Origin of the sequence: Acinetobacter sp. CE-15 (genome assembly GCF_051059255.1) — a bacterium.
GTDB classification, from domain to species: domain Bacteria; phylum Pseudomonadota; class Gammaproteobacteria; order Pseudomonadales; family Moraxellaceae; genus Acinetobacter; species Acinetobacter guillouiae.
This window is the reverse complement of record NZ_CP192737.1, coordinates 1,439,430-1,460,630: the sequence shown is the minus strand read 5'-3', so window position 1 is coordinate 1,460,630 and position 21,201 is coordinate 1,439,430. Positions and strand designations below refer to the sequence as shown.

Genomic DNA, 21,201 nt, shown 5'->3' with positions numbered 1-21,201 from the left:
GTCTAATTCGTACATTTTTTGAGATTTATACGAGGAATAACAACATTTCTCTACTGAATAAAGCACAATGTTCCATTATTTAATGTTATTTAACCCGTCATTTTTTATATAAATCAATATTCTCAATCATTGCTAATGCTTAAAAATAAAAGTATTAGCTATGCTTTTCTACACAAAGAAGTTTTCCAAGAGTCAGATCTTTTCCATGTTTCACACTGTAAACACAAGTAGTTAATTCTTATTTTTTAAATGATAATTACTCTATCCAACATATCAGCCGCCAAAATAACTACAAACTCACCCAATCAGATCTTTAAAAGTGAGAGTTAATATACGTTTTCACTATAAGCTTTATTTCCAATTTTTTGATTTGATATTCGCCATTTAATTTAAAAATCTATAACATTTTGACAATAGATTGATGATCAAACCAGTCACCTTAAAACCACAATATATTCATATATTTCATTGCATTAAATTATGCACCACAATAGATCACAAACAAAAAAACGTAATTTTATTTTTATTATTGGTGTTTTTTGCCATTGCTTTATATTTTAAAAAAATAATTTTCACAAAACCACAATCAAGTTAAGATTAATTACAAAAGTAATTCACTTTTACTATATGTTTTCACATGAATTTTAATGAAAAAATAAATCAAAATTCATTTTTTAATTCCTTCTGCCTATCCTATGGCCTCCAATCAAATTAACCATCTTTGCAATTATTATTTAGTCTTAAAATCTTTAACATTATTCCTGTTTTTTAAATCGTAATGAATTTTGAATTTATTGTGATTCAACCTATCTCATGGATGTAAATAATGGATAAAACTTACACTAAAGAAGAGAAGCGAGGCCGTATACGCGGTATCGTCGGCGCAGCTTCAGGAAACTTAGTAGAATGGTTTGATTTTTATATTTATGCTGTGTTTGCGGCATATTTCACTAAAGCATTAACTGCACCTGATATGGACTCCGGTACTCAAGCAATTTATGTATGGGGTGTCTTTGCAGCCAGCTTCTTTATGCGACCAATTGGTAGCTGGGTTTTCGGACGAATTGCCGATAAACATGGCCGTAAAAAATCAATGGTCATTTCCATCTGTCTTATGGCAGTAAGCTCTTTCTTATTTGCCGCACTCCCAACCTATGAACAAGTAGGAATGGCAGCGCCTTTCCTACTTTTACTTGTTCGCCTGCTACAGGGTTTATCTGTAGGTGGTGAATATGGTGCTGTAGCAACCTATATGAGTGAGCTTGGCTTAAAGGGTCAACGAGGCTTTTTTGCTTCTTTCCAATATGTCACTTTGTCAGGTGGTCAATTATTAGCAAGCTTGCTCGGTGTTATTATGTTGGCATTCCTATCAGAGCAGCAATTGCTTGATGGTGGCTGGCGTATTCCTTTTGTCATTGGTGGTATTGCTGCAATTATCTCCCTACTTGCACGTAGCCGTTTGGAAGAAACATTATCTAGCGAAGACAGTGATAAAGAAGAATCTGGAAGCTTAAGTGAACTGTTTAAAAATCACTGGAAAACCTTTTTATTGGTTGTAGGTTATACCTCTGCGGGTTCCCTCACCTTCTATGTGATTACAGTATATTCAAAGACCTACCTCACCAATATGGGTGTAGATAGTAAAACTGTCGGATTCATTATGACAGCTTCACTCTTTATCTTTATGCTTGCACAACCTGTATTTGGTGCTATTTCTGACCGCATTGGCCGTCGTGCTGCAATGCTTGCGTTCAGTGGTACTATGGCGATTTTCATCTATCCAGTCATGGTGATCTGGATGCCACATTTCAGTTATTCACCATTGATGGTTGCTCTGTTACTTATTTTCCTCATGATGTTGCTTAGCTTCTATACCTCTATCAGTGGATTGGTTAAGGCAGAAATGTTCCCACCACATGTTCGCGCATTGGGTGTTGGTTTCTCTTATGCTGTGGGTAATGCAATCTTTGGTGGTTCTGCACCATCTGTTGCACTACAGTTCAAAGCAGCGGGTATTGAAAGCACCTTCTTCCTTTATGTGATTGTCATGTTAGTGATCTGTTTCTTATGTAGTTTTAAATTACCGAAAGAACCGGAATATCTAAAACATGACCACTAAATAACATGGTTAAGCCCTTATTAATAGCTTGTGGTCACTGAATTTGAGATCTACGCTATTCAAAAAAGCTGTACTACCCAAAGGTGGTACAGCTTTTTTATTATAAGGCTTAGCTTCAATAGATGCTGTTTTCAAGTTGCCTATCTCAATTTCACGCAATGGTAAATTCTAGCAAGATAAAACCACCAATCCCCCCGCCTAAGAAAAATGTATTTACAACTCAGCCTTGGTAAATAAATAAAGTTGAAGAATACAAAGCGTAATCTGATATAGTAGCGCACATATCGTAGTCTTTATCTTTACCCAACTCTCTTCAAACGGGTAACTTTATCAAACTCAAAAATTTTATTGATATTTATTAGTGGTCTAAAGTGAAAATTGTCATTCTTAATAAACCTTATGACGTCCTCTCCCAGTTTCGTAAAGACGAAGCACATATGACGATGTCTGACTTCGTAGATGACTCGACTTTGCGTTTGGCGGGTCGTCTCGATATGGACTCTGAAGGTTTAGTTTTTTTAACTGACCATGGTGGTTTAAATCAATACATTACCAATCCTGCCAATAAGAAATTTAAAACTTATTTGGTGCAAGTTGATGGTGATGTGACTGAAGAAGCCCTAGAACAGTTGCGTAAAGGTGTTGAGCTAAAAGATGGTATGACTTTACCTGCTCAAGCGAATAAAGTTGAACAACCTGAATGGTTATGGGATCGTGATCCACCAGTACGTTTCCGTGCCAATATTCCAACATCTTGGATTGAAATTTCTATTTGTGAAGGCCGTAACCGTCAAGTCCGTCGTATGACTTCGGCTGTTGGTTTTCCAACTTTACGTTTAATCCGTACCAAGATTGGTGCAATTGATTTGGTGCAAATGGGTTTACAGCCTGGTGAAACTAAAGAAATTGAACCATTACTTTATCCAGACTTCCAAAATATTCCAGCAGATGAACCTTATCGCTCACGCTCTTATGTGAAGAAACCTGGCGGTACAGGCGGAAAACCCATCGTTCGTAAGAATAAAGATGGTTCAACAAAGAAATCTGGAACTAAACGTATCTGGCAAATGGAAGATGGTGAAAAACCACGTCGTAAGACCAATGGTACCACCCGCCCAAATACCAAAGCACCACGTGGTCGTGGACGTAATGGTCGCTAGGATTTAGTCCTTCTAAGCCATTAATCGATTGCCGCATATTGTAAAAATGCCCAATGAGTTTCATTGGGCATTTTTATTTTATAACTAAAAAATTCAAGACCAATTAAAACCAATCTCGCCCTCATCATTTAAATTGATTCATACAAAACCTTGCAAATAAATAGCTTAAACAAAGATTTACTCCCTCAATAAAAAAGCCGATGCGTATGCATCGGCTTTTCTCACCAACAAGATCGTTGGTTTATAGCATTTAAAACTTAAACAGTTGCAAGTGTAGCGTTAAGCGTCGCACTTGGACGCATAACAGCTTCAACCTTAGCAGTATCAACTGCATAGTAACCACCGATATCCGCTGGTTTACCTTGAACAGCTGCAAGCTCAGCAAGGATTTTGTCTTCGTTCTCATCCAATGCTTTTGCAAGTGGTGCAAACTTGGCTTTTAATTCAGCATCGTCATTTTGTGCAGCAAGTGCTTCAGCCCAGAACTTCGCAAGGTAGAAATGGCTACCACGGTTGTCAAGCTCACCTGTACGGCGTGATGGAGACTTGTCGTTATCTAACAATTGACCAGTTGCTTGATCCAATGTTTTCGCCAATAACTTAGCACGTGCATTGTCTTCTTTAATACCTAGCTCTTCTAAAGAAACAGCCAAAGCCAAGAATTCACCAAGAGAATCCCAACGTAAGTGGTTTTCTTCTACAAGTTGTTGTACATGTTTAGGCGCTGAACCACCCGCACCTGTTTCGTACATACCACCGCCCGCCATTAACGGAACGATAGACAACATTTTCGCAGAAGTACCCAATTCCATGATTGGGAACAAGTCAGTTAAGTAATCACGTAAAATGTTACCAGTCACTGAAATTGTATCTAAACCACGAGCAACACGTTCAAGCGTATAACGCATTGCACGTACTTGTGACATGATTTGGATATCAAGACCTGCCGTATCATGATCTTTCAAGTATTTTTGTACTTTTTTGATCAATTCATTTTCATGTGGACGGTATGGGTCAAGCCAGAAGATTGCAGGCATACCTGAGTTACGCGCACGCGTTACCGCAAGTTTTACCCAGTCACGAATCGGTGCGTCTTTCACCTGACACATACGCCAGATATCGCCTTCCTCAACGTTTTGTGACATCAACACTTCACCAGTTTCAAGATCTGTGATGTTTGCAACACCCGCTTCAGTGATCTCAAAAGTTTTGTCATGTGAACCGTATTCTTCAGCTTTTTGCGCCATCAAACCAACGTTTGGCACAGTACCCATAGTACGTGGGTCAAAGTTACCATTCCACTTACAGAAATTAATCATTTCTTGGTAAATACGTGCGAATGTTGACTCTGGCATAACAGCTTTACAATCATACTGCTTACCATCAGCACCCCACATTTTACCACCGCCACGAATCATCGCAGGCATAGATGCATCCACAATCACATCATTTGGTGAATGGAAGTTGGTAATGCCTTTCGCTGAATCCACCATTGCAAGTGCAGGACGGTGTTCTTGGCAAGCATGAAGATCTTCAATGATCTCTTCACGTAATGATGTTGGTAAAGTTGCAATCTTCTCGTAAAGACCAGCCATACCGTTATTGACGTTAATACCTAACTCATCAAATAACTTAGCGTGCTTTTCAAATGCTTCTTTATAGTAAATTTTTACACAGTGACCGAATACAATCGGGTGTGAAACTTTCATCATAGTTGCTTTTACATGCAACGAAAATAAAATACCTGCTTCACGGCAATCATCAAGTTCTTTCTCATAGAAATCGCAAAGCGCTTTCTTGCTCATAAACATTGAATCGATGATTTCGCCATCAAGTAATGCAACTTTTGGCTTAAGCACAATGCTCTCACCATTTTTGGTGATCAGTTCCATTTTTACGTTACGCGCACGGTCAAGTGTCATTGACTTTTCACCGTGATAGAAATCGCCCTCATCCATATGCGAAACATGTGTTTGTGACCACTGTTTCCATTCGCTCATTGAATGTGGATGTTTCTTCGCATAGTTTTTCACTGCTGCAGGTGCACGACGGTCAGAGTTACCTTCACGTAACACTGGATTCACCGCTGAACCAAGGCACTTGCTATAACGTACCTTAATTGCTTTTTCTTCTTCAGTTGTTGGATTTTCAGGATAGTCTGGGATTGCATAACCCTTTGACTGAAGTTCCTTAATACATGCGCTCAACTGAGTAACAGATGCACTGATATTTGGGAGTTTGATAATGTTAGTGTCTGGATCTTGAGTAAGACGCCCTAAATGCGCAAGGTTGTCAGATACTTTCTGTTCATCGCTTAAGTATTCCGCGAATTCTGCAAGAACACGAGCAGCTACAGAAATATCAGTTTTGACAATCTCTACGCCAGCTGGCTTAGTAAAGGTCTCAATGATCGGCAGTAGCGAATAAGTCGCCAACAATGGCGCCTCGTCAGTCAGTGTGTAAATGATTGTTGACTTTCCACCAGCCATATATAGCCCCTTGCTTTAAATTGTGTTTTGAGAACCGAGCTTGTGACCCAGCCCTTACGAACCGACTTGCTTAAATTTAACCCCAAGAGTATCAGCCTTCCTGGTATTACAGTCAACGTAAGATCTGTGATAACGACATTTCGTAAAAAAATGGTACATCACAAATATTGCATTAATATCAATATTTGCACAAAAATTAAGCATTTTCTTGTAAAAATAGTCATTCCGACCAAGAGCAACAACAATCCATGCCGTCTTGTGCTGTATTGTTTTAATCATTAAAAATTTTATCTTGCTGATTCTTACAGACTGAGCAGCAAATTGAAAGCCATTGAAAACACATTGACGCGCTTCAGCGACATAAAACAAGCCAAACAGCACAAACAAAAATCAGCTAAATACTGTTTAAATTTTAAATCATTCAAGTCTGTCTAAAAAATGAATAAGCAAATGAATGGAAAGTTTATTTACCCCACAATACTCTGGTCACGATATGACAATAAATATGCTTTGGTTAACTTATACTCACAAAACAACAATACTTTTACCTTGAATAGTAAGTGAAAAAATCGTTATTAATAAATTACATGTTTAATTTTTCATCACATCATTGATGAAAGAATAATCTTCAATGATGTATTTCCGATCTCAAAATTAATATTAAAACTGTAGAGGTAATATGTTAATGCTATTACTCATCGCAATACTTATTCAAATCATCTCACTCTGGGCCGTGTTCTTTTTTGCACTTCATCGAACAGTCGGAAGTATCACTACGATTGTCATTGCAATTCTGAGCGCTGTGATCAGCCCGTGGTCTCTCATCCTTGGGCTTCCGCTTATTCTCATCAGTTTAGTGTTACTGATTGAACCACTGCGAATGCAAGTTTTGACTAAACCGGCCTATAAAACATTAGCCAATGCAATGCCAAGCATGAGTACCACTGAACGTGAAGCATTGGATGCGGGTACCAGTTGGTGGGAAAAAGAATTATTTATGGGGGCGCCAGATTGGGAAAAATTTAACAATTATCCCTACCCGACGCTTAGCAATGAAGAGCAATCTTTTTTAGATCATGAGGTTGAACAACTCTGTCAGTTGCTAGATGAATGGGAAATTCATCAAAATAAAGACCTGAACGCTGAGACATGGCAATTTATTAAAGACAATGGCTTTTTTGGACTCATCATCCCTAAAACTTATGGTGGTCGTGAATTTAGCTCTTTTGCACAAAGTCGCATTATGAGCAAAATTGCCTCTCGTTCATTAACCACTGCTGTAACCTGTATGGTGCCTAACTCATTAGGACCGGGTGAGCTCTTACTGAATTATGGTACAGACGAACAAAAGAATCGTTATTTGCCCGGCTTAGCCAAGGGTGAAGAAATTCCTTGTTTTGGACTCACCAGTCCTGAAGCGGGTTCTGATGCTGGGGCGATTCCAGATACTGGCGTGGTTTGTTATGGAGAGTTCGAAGGTCAACAAGTGCTTGGCTTAAAGATGAATTTCTCAAAACGCTGGATTACCCTAGCGCCCGTCGCAACAGTAGTCGGTCTCGCCTTCAAACTGTATGACCCAGATGGTTTATTGGGAGATAAAACTAAAACTGAGTATGGTATTACCTGTGCACTTATACCCGCCTCTCATGCAGGCGTAGAGGTTGGACCAAGACACCATCCAGGTGGTTCTCCATTTATGAATGGTACAGTCGAAGGTAAGAACGTCTTTATTCCAATTGACTGGATTATTGGTGGCGCAAAAAATGCCGGGAATGGCTGGCGTATGCTGATGGAATGTCTGGCTGTTGGACGTGGTATTTCCCTTCCTGCACTTTCTACAGCCGCAGGTGAAATGACATATTTATCTGTAGGTGCATTCGCTAAAATTCGTCAACAATTTAAATTATCGGTAGGTAAATTTGAAGGGGTGCAAGAAGTTAGCAGTGACATCGTCAGCCATACTTATATGCTGGAAGCTTTCCGCTATTTAGTCACTTGTGGTTTAAATCAAGGTGGCAAACCCGCTGTTATGACCGCGATGGCAAAATACTATGCCACTGAAACGATGCGAAAAATCGTCAATCATGGTATGGACATCACTGGTGGTCGTGGTATTCAACAAGGTCCGCGTAACTTTCTTGCCAATATGTATCAAGCTATTCCGATCTCGATAACAGTTGAAGGGGCAAATATCTTAAGCCGTTCGTTAATGATCTTTGGTCAAGGTTCAATGCGTTGCCATCCTTATTTATTTCAGGAATTACAACTGTTACAGGCCGAAGATAAAGCCTCTGCCTTAAATACATTTAACACCATGTTATATCAACATTTAGGCTACACCTTAAACCGTGGCGCGCGTGCATTCACTTATGGATGGTTTGGGGCAAGTAGTCAACGACCTGACTCATCAGATGCTTTTACTCAACCTTATTATAAAATCATCAATCGATTCAGTACTGACTTCGCCCTAACCGCAGATATGTGTCTTGGACTGTTAGCTGGTGATATTAAACGTAAAGAAATGCTCTCAGGGCGATTAGCTGACATTCACTCCAAAATGTTTATTGCGACAGCCATTCTCAAATTTTATGAAAATGGTCAAAGATCCACGCAAGAACAGGTACATGCTAAACTTGCATTGGACGAAACGCTTTATGATGCCCAAGAAGCATTTTATGGCTTATTTGATAATTTTCCGATTCAAATTGCATCAAGTCTGGTTAAATTTGTTTGTTTCCCATTTGGTCGACCGATCAAGAAACCGAGCGATCGTCAAAAGAGTGAAGCAGCGGAACTGCTCATGCAAGATAATCCGTTCCGAGATTATTTAAAAACGCAGGTTTATTATACTGTTGATCCGAATGATGCTTTTGGACGAATGGAAACCACCTTCAATCTACTCACAACTGTTGAAGACGATTGGAATAGCTTTAAAAAAGCGGAATCTAAAGGTGAATATCAAGGGCTAACATTTGAAGAGCGCATACAGGATGCAGTCACTCGTGGCTTAATCAGCGATGATTTAGCCACAAAATTAACCCAATATAATGCACTTCGTTATGACAGTATGCTCACAGATATTTTTGATGAAAAATTAGAGCAGGTGTTGGTATTAGAAAATCCTCATCTTCACTCAACTTAAATCGATTTGGCAAATGCCATTTAACAGATAAAGCAATATAAAACCTTAACCATAAACAGCGATTCACCATCGCTGTTTTTTAACATAGACATATTGCCAATGGGTTATTTGCCTATTTCGGTATAGTGTTAAAAAATATAACAGCTGAGGAAAAAAGACGATGTCTCAACAAGATTATGAAAATGGCTTAAAAGTCCGTACAGAAGTAATGGGGGAAAGTTTTGTAAAACGCGCTCAAGACAATACTGTTGCTTTTACAAGACCTTTGCAAGACTGGATCAATGAGCATGCATGGGGTTCAACTTGGCAACGTGAGGGTGTTTTACCACGTAAATACCGCTCTTTGATTACCATTGCATTTTTAGTTGCACAAAAAAGCCCAACCGAACTAAAAGGTCATATTCGTGGTGCATTGAATAATGGTGCAACAGTTGAAGAAATTCAGGAAGTGTTACTACACAGCCTACCTTACTGTGGCGCACCCACAACACAAGAAGCATTTCGTGCTGCGCTCGAAGTCATCAATGAATATCAAAAAGAATCATAAACAAGCAATACCGGCTAATTCTTCAATATAGGTCATGCTCAAAACTATGGCCTATATTGCCGAGTTAATTCCAAAACACATTAAAACTATAAAAAAACTCATCCACTTCAAAGCGGACATGATATCCAAGTTGAGTTAACTCAGAAGAAAGCTCCCGAATATCCTCTAAAGCTAGATGTTTAGGTAGAACTGTAAAAGCCACAGTATTGCCCTGCTTGGCATTCTCTTCAATCATTTGAGCTAAACGACCTTTATATAGCTCTATATTTAAGTTTGAATTGGCTGCCAATCGTTTCGCGTCTTCAGCATGAATAAACATTGTTCAAATTCCATATTATTGTTTTCCAAGATGTCACTACAAGATATAAATAAATATCGAAATACGCTGTATGCTTTATGTTCGAAGGCACATGCTCAAAAATATAGTCACGATAAGATCGTATAACCTTCTAAAATTATAAGAATTTTCTCAATTATTCTGGATAAACTTGTAGCCAAGCCTGTACATAAAAATTGAAATAAATCCAGTGCTTTATTTTAATCAAATTTAACTTTTGTATTTAAAAAGTAAATGATAATTGTTATTATTTACTTAATTTTTAACCTTTCCGTATTTGATTGCCTATGAATAGCCAGACTGAACTCGATGTACTAAACGCATCAGTTTCAACTCCGACTGTATCAACACGAGCTAAATCCGCACCCTCTCTCATACAATATCGCGTCATGATTACCTACCGTTTTGCCCTGGCAATTCTTGGTGGTTATCTGCTTGCGTCCTTGTCCGCTATAGTGATTGCAAAAACATTTGCTGATTATCGTGCCACGGCTGCGATGAGTGCAACGCTACTTGCTTTCTGTATTCACTGTGCTGCATTCATTTGGGTTTTTATGGTCAATAAGACATTAAAAGCCAGCTTAGGCATACTTCTTCCAAGTATCATTTTATTTGCCATTTATAAAATGATGGGGAATTAAGATGCACGTAGATGCAAAAGTTGAAGGTCCACGCCAATCCATGTCATGGTTACATACATGGGCAAGCTTAATTCTTGGTTGGTTACTCTATGCAATTTTTTTGACAGGAACATTGAGTTTCTTTCAGTCTGAAATAACGGCTTGGATGAAACCAGAAATACATCAATCCGTTCCAAGTGATTCTCAAGTACAGCAAACCCAAGTTGCCTTAGATTATCTACAAAAGAACTATCCTGATGCTGGTAGTTGGACGATTCAATTACCCAATTCTAGACAGACCACAACTGAATTAAATATTCGTAAACAAGGTGAAGATCTACAAGCGCGTCGTGGTGGGGAAAGAATCACCATAGACAGTGCAACTGGACAAGTTATTGAAGCACGAGACACCCGTGGTGGTGGTTTTCTATATCGCTTTCACTTTGAACTGTATGGATTTGATCGTATTTGGGCACGTTGGATCGTCGGTTTAGCCACGATGCTGATGTTTGTGGCAATTATCAGCGGCATTATTACCCATAAAAAAATTTTTAAAGATTTCTTTACGTTCCGTTCAGGTAAAGGCCAACGCTCTTGGTTAGATGCACATAATGCCACAGCTGTTTTTGCCCTTCCCTTTCATATCATGATCACCTTCAGTGGTTTGTTATTACTGATGTTTATGTTTATGCCTTGGGGAATCAACCAAGTCTATAAAGATCGACAAGAGTTTTTTCAAGAGATGCGCGGAGGTGCAGTTCAGCAAAATAATGCTCGCAATAGAAATGCTGAAAACCGTTCTGGATCCGCAAATACAAATCAAACTCAAGGCCAAAATGAACAACGCTCACGAGGTGAAAGAGGCAAAAAGCATCAACAAGACGCTGGTCATCCTGCACCACTCACTGACTTAACCCCGCTTATTACCACTGCTCAAGCACAGTGGAAAGAAAATCCGATTGCTTCTATTCAAATCATTGCGCCAAATACATCCAATGCGACCATTGAACTTCGCGCTTTATATGCGAAAAGTGTGGTTCAGCGTGGTGTTTACCCCATTTTAAAATTCGATGGCGTGACAGGCAAAGACATCAGTGAAGCGGCTCAAGCAAACAATGCCTCTATCCCAATGGGGATATACAATGTGGTGACTGTATTGCATGAAGCTCGTGGTCTTGATTTAACCTTCCGCTGGTTATTGTTCTTCTCTGGTGTAATGGGCACCTTAATGGTTGCAACGGGGCTGATCTTATGGTGCGTCAAACGTGCACCGCAACAACAAAAACAAGGTTATAAATCATTTGGTTATCGTTTTGTTGAAGTGATGAATATTGCTGCTGTGATTGGATTACCTATTGCATGTGCCGCCTACTTCTACGCCAATCGTTTCATTCCATTTGAAATAGAAACACGCTTAAATTGGGAAATTAGAGCTTTCTTTATTGTATGGTTAGCTACGTTAATTTATGCAGCGATTCGCCCGCATCGTCAAGCTTGGCTAGAACTTCTATTGTTCTCTGGTGTTGCTTTTGCCCTATTGCCTATTGTCAATTTTATCACGGGTGGTCAAGCACTTTGGAACAGCATTGCCAATGACCAATGGATGATTGCGTCTTTTGATTTAATGACATGGGCGCTTGCGATTTTGTTTTTCTACTCATTTTATAAAGTTAAAAAACATAAAGGGCTTCCTGTCAAAAAAGCCAGAAATGTACCTTCAAATAAGGAGATTTCAGCATGATTTTCTTCTTATTAATTTGGTCTTTGTCTAGCTTGGCTTTTATCGCGCTTGCCAGCGCAATGTCAAAGCATCAAAAACAGTTCTATGGACATGAACTAAGCCCCAAACAAACCCAACTTGCTTCTATTGCTGGTTGGGCTTTACTGCTGATTTCACTGATCATTTGCGTCATGTCAGGGCAGCTTAGTAGCATGCTCAGCATTTGGGTTGGAGTACTGACCTTTTCAGCATTATTTGTTGGGGTGTTATTAAGCTATTACAGTTTAAAAATGAAATTGGCTGCCAGCTTTTGTGTGGGTATCAGCTTAATCACAAGTGTGATGCTACTCATTTAAACTGTTTCACAAAAATCAGTTATAATCATAAGCCAATCTACGGATTGGCTTTTTTTCTATCAAATTTATTGCCTTGTATTGGTATTTTTATGTCTAAACCACTTTCAATCTCTTCAGAATTACTCAATCGTGCTGCAATGGCCAATCCAGCTGCACAATTTGAACTTGCTGAAATATATATGCAAAGTGAAGATGAAGATAACAATCAACTTGCAGAAGAATGGGCACTCAAAGCAGCACAATTAGGCCATGTTGAAGCCATGTATTGGTTAGGTGAAGGCTATGCTTATTATGCAAAAGATATCCTTGAAGAAGATCCTAAAGAAGCCAAGGCTTATTTTGAACATGCCCATCGCTGGTTAGAGCAAGCGGCCAAAAATCAACATCCTGCTGCGATTTTAGAGTTATCCAATTTCTATCGCCGTGGCGATGTGGTTGAAAAAGATCTGGTGAAATCAGTAGAGCTGGTTGAGCAAGCAGCAAAACTGGGTGAAGTTCAAGCCATGCGTGATCTTGTTTGTATTTATGAACACGGGATGGGCGTTGATGTTGATGAAGAAAAAGCTGATTTTTGGGCTAAAAAAGCCAAGTCAGCTGAAGACACCTCAGTATAATTTATAAATTTAAGCCCATATAAAATGGGCTTAAATTTGATTCACTTATTTAATTACGTAAATGCACAAAAATTACATCTAAATCTTGTTTAGGTACAAAGTTTTTCTCAACCATTTGGAATTGTGTCGGGCTAATTTTATTGACTTTACCTTTCCAACAAAACGATACCAACTCTCCCGGATCACGTTCAATGGTCAATTTAAAGTTTTCAATCGGTTTTGCCCAATTTGCCCCAGTAGTCAAAATATAACTCAGTGCATTAAAAGGCGAATGTTCCGACTGTGCTTTTTTCAAGCCTTTCTTAAAATTACTGTCCATACAAAATTGTTGATTATATTCATCTGGATATAGTGCAACCGAACCACCCACTAAAGGTTTATATTGATGTTTTACCTGTGTAATTGAATTGGCTTTAAAAGTTTGCTTCCAGCTATAAACCACTTGTGATGACCAGTTGATGACTTCGTCTGGATTTTTAGGCAAAATGCTTTTTACTTTAGGGTTTGAGCAGCTTTTTAGTTTCTTTTCAAATACCCCATATTCATCACTTTTGCGATTCCAAGGATTTAACATTTCAGTTTGTGAAAAACCACATTGTTTAAATAGCTCAGTGACATCAATCGCTTTAGACTTTTCATCTCTTTGTATAAATGTCTGCACATGCATTGTCGGTTGAACCGCTTTTCCATTAACCTGAATTTTAAAACTTTTTAATAAATCCTCAGTGTGAGCAAAATCAGATTCAAAAGCATTATTAACTCGTGGTAAAGGGAACAAAACAGTTTCAGTAATATCCTGATTACTGAGGTTTTTAAATTGATAATCGACCTTAATTAATTTTTTACTAATGAATAAGTCTTCACGTTGCATGGCAATATTTTTATTTTTAAGGTACTCAATTCCCCCTGTTCCCACATAGCCTGTAGAATCATTGGCGAAAGCTGATGTCGCTGTCAGAATCGATGCGATCAATACGATTTTTTTCATTCTCTTTAATCCAAATCAGGAAATTCTATTGTTTGATAATGCACACAATAAATAGATTCATCAAAAATAATATGTGTAGCAATCTGTTTGATAATCTGCTCTTGTAAAAGAATTTCTTTTTCTAAAAGTTCATTCCAATAGATTGAGTTTTCTGAAAAATTCTCATAATAATCCAGCACTTCAATCATCGCATTAAACAAAGCCACTAAATGCTGGCTTTTGTTTTGATTTGATACCATTAAGAAAAAGGCATCCAAAGAAATCACCTCAATGGCCGCTAATTCCTCATAATCATCGGCATATTCATCTACGCAAGCATTTGATTGTCGAATTCGCTTTTGATAATCAATTAAATTCTCTTGATCAATATCCTGAAACAATTGTTTTTTATCAATTTTAATTTGATAATTTTGTTCAATAATAGATTGAAAGTTCGGTAATTTTTCAAAAAAAGCAAAAACAACTTTCACCAAACTTTTCCGCTGTTCAAGAGAAGCCTGCTCAATGGCTTGTCGCAATGCAAAGCTATGCTGATCAATTATCTTTACAATATCCATCAATTTAATGTTCCCGATATTCACTTTTTAAACCCAAAAAACCAGATATAGAAAAAGCAAAGCACGCAGCATAATCACAAATACTACAATCATCGTTGCACAGCTCTAGCACTTGGCAAACGCTTAAACGCATCATCTTGATTTTATTTCTGTTTATATATCAGTAAATACTGATCATATTTTTGCATAGCTTAGCGATTCAAAAACAATTCTATCTTTTAGTTGAATATTAACCAACTACATTTGAACTCTATTAAAATCTAGGTACAATAGTCGCCAGTCGAGGGATGCTGCGACTTTTTCACAGGCACATAAATGTGAAATCGCTAGGCTCGACGATTCGGTCAGACTTTCGTGCTGATCAACAACGGCATCCGCGAACTGAATGATCAATATTTTTTTAATATAAAGGAGATCGTGATGAACGCGGTTAATGCTTCATTTACAGATTATAAAGTTGCAGATATTTCCCTCGCTGACTACGGTCGTAAAGAAATCAAACTTGCTGAAGCAGAAATGCCAGCGTTGATGGGCTTACGTAAACGTTATTCAGCAGCAAAACCTCTTGCTGGCGCAAAAATTCTGGGTTGTATTCATATGACCATTCAAACTGCTGTTTTAATTGAAACACTGGTTGAATTAGGCGCAGAAGTACGTTGGACTTCATGTAACATCTTCTCAACTCAAGACCATGCAGCAGCAGCAATTGCCGCATCTGGTGTTCCAGTATTCGCTTGGAAAGGTGAAACTGAAGAAGAATACATGTGGTGTCTTGAACAACAAATCAATGTTAATGGCACGCCTTGGGATGCTAACATGATTCTTGATGATGGTGGTGATTTAACTGCTGTTGTTCATGAAAAATATCCTGAACTTATTGCTAAAATTCATGGTATTACAGAAGAAACGACTACGGGTGTTCAACGTCTAAACGAAATGTTCCGTGATGGTACTTTAAAAGTTCCTGCAATTAACGTGAATGATTCAATCACAAAATCTAAAAACGACAATAAATATGGCTGCCGTCATTCATTAAATGACGCCATAAAACGCGGTACAGATATGTTGTTATCTGGTCGTCGTGCGCTAGTAATTGGTTATGGTGATGTTGGTAAAGGTTCTGCTCAGTCACTTCGCCAAGAAGGTATGATTGTACGTGTAACTGAAATTGACCCAATCTGTGCAATGCAAGCATGTATGGACGGTTATGAAGTTGTTTCTCCATATAAAAATGGTGTACAAACAGGTAAAAAAGAAGACATTAACCTTGACCTTCTTCAAAATACTGATTTGATCGTAACAACAACTGGTAACTACCACGTATGTGATTCTGCAATGTTAGATACATTAAAAGCAGGTTCAGTGGTGTGTAATATCGGACACTTTGATACTGAAATCGATACAAACTATTTACGTGGTTATAAGTGGGTTGAAGTTAAGCCTCAAGTACACCAAGTGTATCGTACAGAAAATGAAAATGATTACCTGATTCTTCTTTCAGAAGGTCGTTTGGTTAACCTTGGTAATGCAACAGGTCACCCTTCACGCGTGATGGATGGTTCTTTTGCAAACCAAGTTTTAGGTCAAATGCACTTATTCGCAGAAAAATTTGCTGATCTTCCAGAAGATCAAAAAGCAGCACAGATCCGTGTTGAATTGATTCCTAAGAAATTAGATGAAGAAGTTGCTGCTGCAATGGTTGCTGGTTTTGGTGGTGTATTGACGCAATTGACTCAAGTTCAAGCAGATTACTTGGGCGTTGCAGTTGAAGGTCCATTTAAATCTGAGGCTTATAAGTACTAAGTTTTAATCCCCTCTCCCTAGCTTTCTCTCTTAGGGAGAAAGCAATATTCATTAACGTATTAATGAATATAAAGGCAAGGTCCTCTCCTTTTAGGAAAGGACCTCGGAGAGGCTAAAACAAATTAAAAAGGTATGAATAAAAAAGGATTTAACCATGACCAAACGTGTTCCAATTTCGTTTGAGTTTTTCCCGACCAAAACTGATGCAGGGGCGGAAAAACTTAAGCTTGTTCATCAAGAATTACAGCTTTTAAATCCAGAGTTTTTCTCGATTACTTATGGGGCTGGTGGTTCGACGCGTGAACGTACATTAGCCGCAATTGCTGACTTTAATGGTAAAGGTACACCTGTTGCCCCTCACCTTTCATGTATTGGTGATGACAAAGTACGTATTGCTGAATTACTCGATATCTATAAAGCTCAAGGGATTGATCGTATTGTTGCGCTTCGAGGTGATTTACCTTCTGGTCAAGTTGGCCTAGGTGAACTGCCTTATGCAACTGATTTGGTCCGTTTTATTCGTGAACACTCAGGCGATCATTTTAAAATTGAAGTTGCGGCATATCCTGAAATGCATCCACAAGCTGACAACTTTGATGCAGACATTCAGCACTTTGCAGAAAAAGTCAAAGCTGGTGCAAATGCAGCCATCACTCAATTTTTCTTTAATCCAGATGCCTATTTCTATTTTGTAGAGCGTATCCAAAAACAAGGAATTGATATTCCTGTTGCGCCAGGAATTATGCCAATTACCAATGCAAGCAATTTAATCCGCTTTGCAGATGGGACAGGTGCAGAAATTCCGCGCTGGATTCGTAAGCAACTTGCGACCTATGGTGATGACACTGCAAGTATCAAAGCCTTTGGACATGAAGTTGTGATCAAACTGTGTGAACGCCTTATTGCAGGAGGTGCACCAAGTTTGCATTTCTATAGCATGAATCATACTGAGCCAAACCGCCAATTGGTACTTGATCTCGGTTTAGCTTAAATCAAAATTGCATCATCAACTTGTGAGTAAAACTGCATGCCCCGCTTTTATATTGAAACTGATTTAGCTGTCGAAACTACGGTTGAACTCACTGAAACAGTATTTCATCATTGGGTCAAAGTATTGCGTGCACAAGTGGGTGAAAAAGCCACCTTGTTCAATGGACAAGGGGGTGAATATGACGTGACTTTAACAGCAGTCGCTAAAAAATCTGCTTCTGTTTTAGTCAATTCATTTAATCCAGATAATCGTACCCCTGCTTTTACAGCGCTACTTGGACAAGTCATGAGTAAGGGCGATCGTATGGATTATGCGATTCAAAAAGCTGTGGAATTGGGCGTAGCTCAAATTCAACTGCTCACATCAGAACGTTGTGAAATGCGTTTAAAATACGATCGAGATCAAAAAAAATTAGATCATTGGCAAGGTATAGCGATTGCAGCTTGTGAACAGTGTGGTATGAATCTTGTTCCTCAGATTTTAGCGCCTCTAAGCCTAAACGAATGGATCAAAACTGAATTACCGCAGAGTAAATTTGTTCTTGCGCCTGAAAAAGAGCAGACAGATGTACTGAAAGACATAAGCCCAGATATTGCCCTTTTAATTGGCCCTGAAGGTGGTTTAAATGAAGCTGAAATTGATCAGGCCAACCAATATGGATTTAAAAATTGGTGCATCGGTGATCGTATTTTAAGAACTGAAACAGCACCTGTAGTTGCTTTATCAATTTTGAATTATCAAAGCTTTAAAAAGTGATGTATGTCATGTAAAATAATTGCAAATTGGATGATTTCACAGTATTTTAATTCCAAAGAAACTATTAATTAGCAAATTTTAAATAGTTGCTCCGTTAAACCTACACATTCTAAAAATAGCAGAGGTGCAAGCGCTAATGAATGATGTTCAGGAAGAGCTTCTTTCATATGATGTGAATTCGTCGAACATCAGAAAGATAACCAAAGATATCCGGATATTTTTTATTTGGGTATTTTTTACGTGTATCTGTGACGCTTTAATCTATATTTACTTATTTAATACTTCTTCTGAATTATTAAGCGGTTGGTTTATTCTGACTATTTTATTTATATTATCGGGATTTTTGTCCTCTACCTATCTGTTACAACAAAATAAAGTCCAAGAATTTAAACATCTTGATCTTTTTTTTCAGTTTTCTTGCTTGATCTTAGGAAGCTTATTTGGGATTGGCGTTTATATCATTAATTTAGAATTTATGATGATGCCAAATGTGGTTGACCCATTTTTTTCATTTCTGTTATCTAGCTTTTTGCTGAGTTTTTCATATGTTTTAGCAATGAATTTTCTCAATCAAAGATTTAGTTATTTTATTGCTTTATTTGTTCCATCTGCGATTCCGGTGCTCACGCTCCCTCTGCTTTTCCCTCAAAATACCAATGAAATCTATAGTACTATTTTCATTGTTTGGTTCTCTTTATTATTCTTTAGCACTTATGCTTCACATAAAATTTATATTAATTCTGAAATATTAGACCTGAAAAATAAGTTTTTATTTAAGCAATCACAAGAACAACTTGCAAATTATAAAGGCTTAGAAATACAACTTAAAAATGAAATCTCAAAAACACAGGTCATGAAAAGTGAATTGCAGTTACATAATCATTTATTAGAACAAAAAGTAAAAGAACGAATTTTCGATTTTAAACAAATGAATGACCGTTTAGAAAATCATCAGGCCAACTTAGCTTTTGCCCATGAAACCGCCGGTATTCACTCTTGGGTCTGGAATATTGAAAAAAGAACTTTTGAGATTTCCGACTCAAAAAGCGGTGCAGAATTCAAACAACTCAATTTAAAACACAATAGCGTAGATGAATATGTTCATCCTGATGATATTGTCAATTATAAAACCATCCTGAAACAACATCTCAAAGGCCAAACTGAGCGCTTTGAGGCAATCTACCGTGTTAAGCGAGATGGTCAATGGTGCTGGATTCAAGACATTGGCAAAGTGGTTTCTAAGAATATCAATAACAAACCGCTTAGAATGGTGGGTATCCAACGCGACATTCAAAAAGAAAAGACCGACCAAGAAAAGTTAAAACTCGCCGCAAATGTATTAGCACAAGTGGCTGAAGGTGTTTTCATTTTAGATAATAATTTATGCTACTTAGAAGTAAACCCTTATTTTGAAAAGCTCTTAGATTACAAACAACACAATATCGTTGGAAATCATCTATTTGATATCACAATCAATAATAATTCTCGTACCCAACAAATGTATAATGTGATTACTCAAAGTTTAATTCAAAAAGGAGAATTTGAGTCTGAATTGCAGATTGATTTTACCTCAGGAAAAAAACTTGCACTCTGGGTACACATCAATGCAATTTATGATGAAAAAAATAAATTTTCCAACTATGTCGGTATTATTACCGATTTAACTGATCGTAAAAAACAAGAACAACGACTCTCGTATTTAGAACATTATGACATCCTAACCGATTTACCAAATCGCTTTTATTTCAAACAACAACTGCATAATTATTTAATTCACTATTCTGATTCATTTAAAAATTTTGCGGTTTTACGCATCAACATTGACCGTTTTAAATTATTCAATGAATTTATGAGCCATAAAGAAGGTGATGAATTATTAAAACAAGTCGCTCACAGATTAAGATTATGTTGTCCAAATGCCTCTCTGATCGCTTATTTAAATAATGATGATTTTGCAGTGATCTATAATTTAAGTAGCAATAACATCAATATTCATCAACATACACAACATATTTTAGATGCCTTTAAACAACCTTTTGATGTTAAAGAACAAGAACAAACCATCACCATTTCTATTGGCGTTGCGCTATATCCAGAGCATGGCTTACAGCTCGACAGCCTCAATGGTCATGCAGAATCAGCATTACACGAAGCCAAGCGTTTAGGCGGAAATACCGTATATTTTTATTCAAACAAAAAAACGCCGTTGCTCAATCAAGGGATCAACCTAGAAAACGAATTAAGAAAAGCCATAAAACACAAAGAACTGACCGTACATTATCAACCTAAAATCTGTGTCAAAACTCAACGTATTTATGGTTTTGAAGCATTAGTCCGCTGGCAACATCCAACTTTGGGTTATATCTTGCCAGACATTTTTATTCCGCTTGCTGAAGAAACCAGCCTCATTTCAGATATTGGTTTAATTGTATTGCATGAAACCTGTAAGCAAATACAGCAGTGGCAATCCCTTGGTTTTGATCATTTTAGGGTATCGATTAATATTGTTGCACAACAAATTTACCGTGGACAGTTAGTCAAAGATATCGACTACGCCCTTAAAAAATATAATATTTCGGGTGATATGCTTGAACTAGAACTGACTGAATCGTCTTTGTTTGATAAATCAGAAGAAGTCAATTTTCTTCTACAACAATTAAAAGATCGCCATATTTCGATTTCTTTGGATGATTTTGGAACAGGCTACTCATCTTTAGCTTATCTAACCAGTTACCCTTTTGATATTTTAAAAATAGATCGCGCTTTTATTTCAAAAATTGGCCAAGAAAAAGACGAAGCGATCGTCAATGCGATTATTGCTATGGGCAATGCAATCGGCATTACCTTGGTCGCTGAAGGCGTTGAAACTAAAGAACAAGCGTTATTTTTACAAAAACACGGTTGTTATATTTTACAAGGCTTTTACTTTTCCAAAGCATTGTCATCTGCAGACAGCACAAAATATTTGGAACAGCATAAACTTATAAAGATTTGTTAATTTT

General features: G+C 37.7%; 16 protein-coding genes. 12 read left to right on the top strand and 4 right to left on the bottom strand.

Going from position 1 to position 21,201, the window contains the following annotated elements:
- Positions 1–826 precede the first annotated feature (826 nt).
- On the top strand, positions 827–2,119 hold the full coding sequence (locus ACQ7EO_RS06785; RefSeq protein ID WP_004823065.1) for an MFS transporter: 1,293 nt from the start codon (positions 827–829) through the stop codon (positions 2,117–2,119).
- A 371-nt stretch (positions 2,120–2,490) separates the two neighbouring features.
- Positions 2,491–3,279, top strand: coding sequence for a pseudouridine synthase (locus tag ACQ7EO_RS06780; RefSeq protein ID WP_004823066.1), 789 nt, complete (start codon positions 2,491–2,493; stop codon positions 3,277–3,279).
- A gap of 257 nt (positions 3,280–3,536) precedes the next feature.
- On the opposite strand, the gene ACQ7EO_RS06775 is transcribed toward ACQ7EO_RS06780, so the two are convergent.
- Positions 3,537–5,768, bottom strand: a complete 2,232-nt coding sequence (locus ACQ7EO_RS06775) for an NADP-dependent isocitrate dehydrogenase (RefSeq protein WP_434279194.1) — start codon at positions 5,766–5,768, stop codon at positions 3,537–3,539.
- A 685-nt stretch (positions 5,769–6,453) separates the two neighbouring features.
- On the opposite strand from ACQ7EO_RS06775, the gene ACQ7EO_RS06770 reads away from it, so the two are divergent.
- Both ACQ7EO_RS06770 and ACQ7EO_RS06765 read left to right on the top strand, forming a co-directional pair.
- Entirely contained in the window at positions 6,454–8,910 is a 2,457-nt protein-coding gene (locus ACQ7EO_RS06770) for an acyl-CoA dehydrogenase (protein WP_434279193.1), read from the top strand.
- A gap of 160 nt (positions 8,911–9,070) precedes the next feature.
- Positions 9,071–9,457, top strand: a complete 387-nt coding sequence (locus tag ACQ7EO_RS06765) for a carboxymuconolactone decarboxylase family protein (RefSeq protein ID WP_004823072.1) — start codon at positions 9,071–9,073, stop codon at positions 9,455–9,457.
- Positions 9,458–9,521: 64 nt separating this feature from the next.
- Here ACQ7EO_RS06765 and ACQ7EO_RS06760 read toward each other — a convergent pair whose 3' ends face one another.
- Entirely contained in the window at positions 9,522–9,776 is a 255-nt protein-coding gene (locus ACQ7EO_RS06760; RefSeq protein WP_239045249.1) for a hypothetical protein, read from the bottom strand.
- 305 nt (positions 9,777–10,081) lie between these two features.
- Between ACQ7EO_RS06760 and ACQ7EO_RS06755 the strand changes: the two genes are divergently transcribed.
- The 4 genes from ACQ7EO_RS06755 (at position 10,082) to ACQ7EO_RS06740 (ending at position 13,104) form a co-directional block, all read left to right on the top strand.
- Positions 10,082–10,435: a hypothetical protein gene (locus tag ACQ7EO_RS06755; protein WP_434279192.1), complete on the top strand. Its 354-nt coding sequence runs from the start codon at positions 10,082–10,084 to the stop codon at positions 10,433–10,435.
- A 1-nt stretch (position 10,436) separates the two neighbouring features.
- Entirely contained in the window at positions 10,437–12,155 is a 1,719-nt protein-coding gene (locus ACQ7EO_RS06750; protein ID WP_434279191.1) for a PepSY-associated TM helix domain-containing protein, read from the top strand.
- Entirely contained in the window at positions 12,152–12,490 is a 339-nt protein-coding gene (locus tag ACQ7EO_RS06745; RefSeq protein ID WP_105713649.1) for a DUF3325 domain-containing protein, read from the top strand. Before ACQ7EO_RS06750 ends, ACQ7EO_RS06745 begins: the two co-directional genes overlap by 4 nt.
- An 89-nt stretch (positions 12,491–12,579) precedes the next feature.
- A complete protein-coding gene (locus ACQ7EO_RS06740; protein ID WP_434279190.1) occupies positions 12,580–13,104 on the top strand; it encodes a tetratricopeptide repeat protein in 525 nt (174 codons plus the stop codon).
- A 49-nt stretch (positions 13,105–13,153) separates the two neighbouring features.
- Here ACQ7EO_RS06740 and ACQ7EO_RS06735 read toward each other — a convergent pair whose 3' ends face one another.
- Both ACQ7EO_RS06735 and ACQ7EO_RS06730 read right to left on the bottom strand, forming a co-directional pair.
- A complete protein-coding gene (locus ACQ7EO_RS06735) occupies positions 13,154–14,092 on the bottom strand; it encodes a DUF4424 family protein (protein WP_434279189.1) in 939 nt (312 codons plus the stop codon).
- A gap of 5 nt (positions 14,093–14,097) precedes the next feature.
- Positions 14,098–14,649 carry a hypothetical protein gene (locus ACQ7EO_RS06730; protein WP_434279600.1) on the bottom strand — a complete coding sequence of 184 codons (552 nt, stop codon included), beginning with the start codon at positions 14,647–14,649 and terminating at the stop codon, positions 14,098–14,100.
- A gap of 420 nt (positions 14,650–15,069) precedes the next feature.
- On the opposite strand from ACQ7EO_RS06730, the gene ahcY reads away from it, so the two are divergent.
- The 4 genes from ahcY to ACQ7EO_RS06710 all read left to right on the top strand — a co-directional run bounded on the left by ahcY (position 15,070) and on the right by ACQ7EO_RS06710 (position 21,197).
- Positions 15,070–16,452, top strand: coding sequence for an adenosylhomocysteinase (gene ahcY, locus ACQ7EO_RS06725; protein ID WP_004717024.1), 1,383 nt, complete (start codon positions 15,070–15,072; stop codon positions 16,450–16,452).
- A 154-nt stretch (positions 16,453–16,606) separates the two neighbouring features.
- On the top strand, positions 16,607–17,443 hold the full coding sequence (gene metF, locus ACQ7EO_RS06720; RefSeq protein WP_154129811.1) for a methylenetetrahydrofolate reductase [NAD(P)H]: 837 nt from the start codon (positions 16,607–16,609) through the stop codon (positions 17,441–17,443).
- A gap of 36 nt (positions 17,444–17,479) precedes the next feature.
- Positions 17,480–18,199: a 16S rRNA (uracil(1498)-N(3))-methyltransferase gene (locus ACQ7EO_RS06715; RefSeq protein ID WP_434279188.1), complete on the top strand. Its 720-nt coding sequence runs from the start codon at positions 17,480–17,482 to the stop codon at positions 18,197–18,199.
- A gap of 136 nt (positions 18,200–18,335) precedes the next feature.
- On the top strand, positions 18,336–21,197 hold the full coding sequence (locus ACQ7EO_RS06710; RefSeq protein WP_434279187.1) for a sensor domain-containing protein: 2,862 nt from the start codon (positions 18,336–18,338) through the stop codon (positions 21,195–21,197).
- Positions 21,198–21,201: the final 4 nt, after the last annotated feature.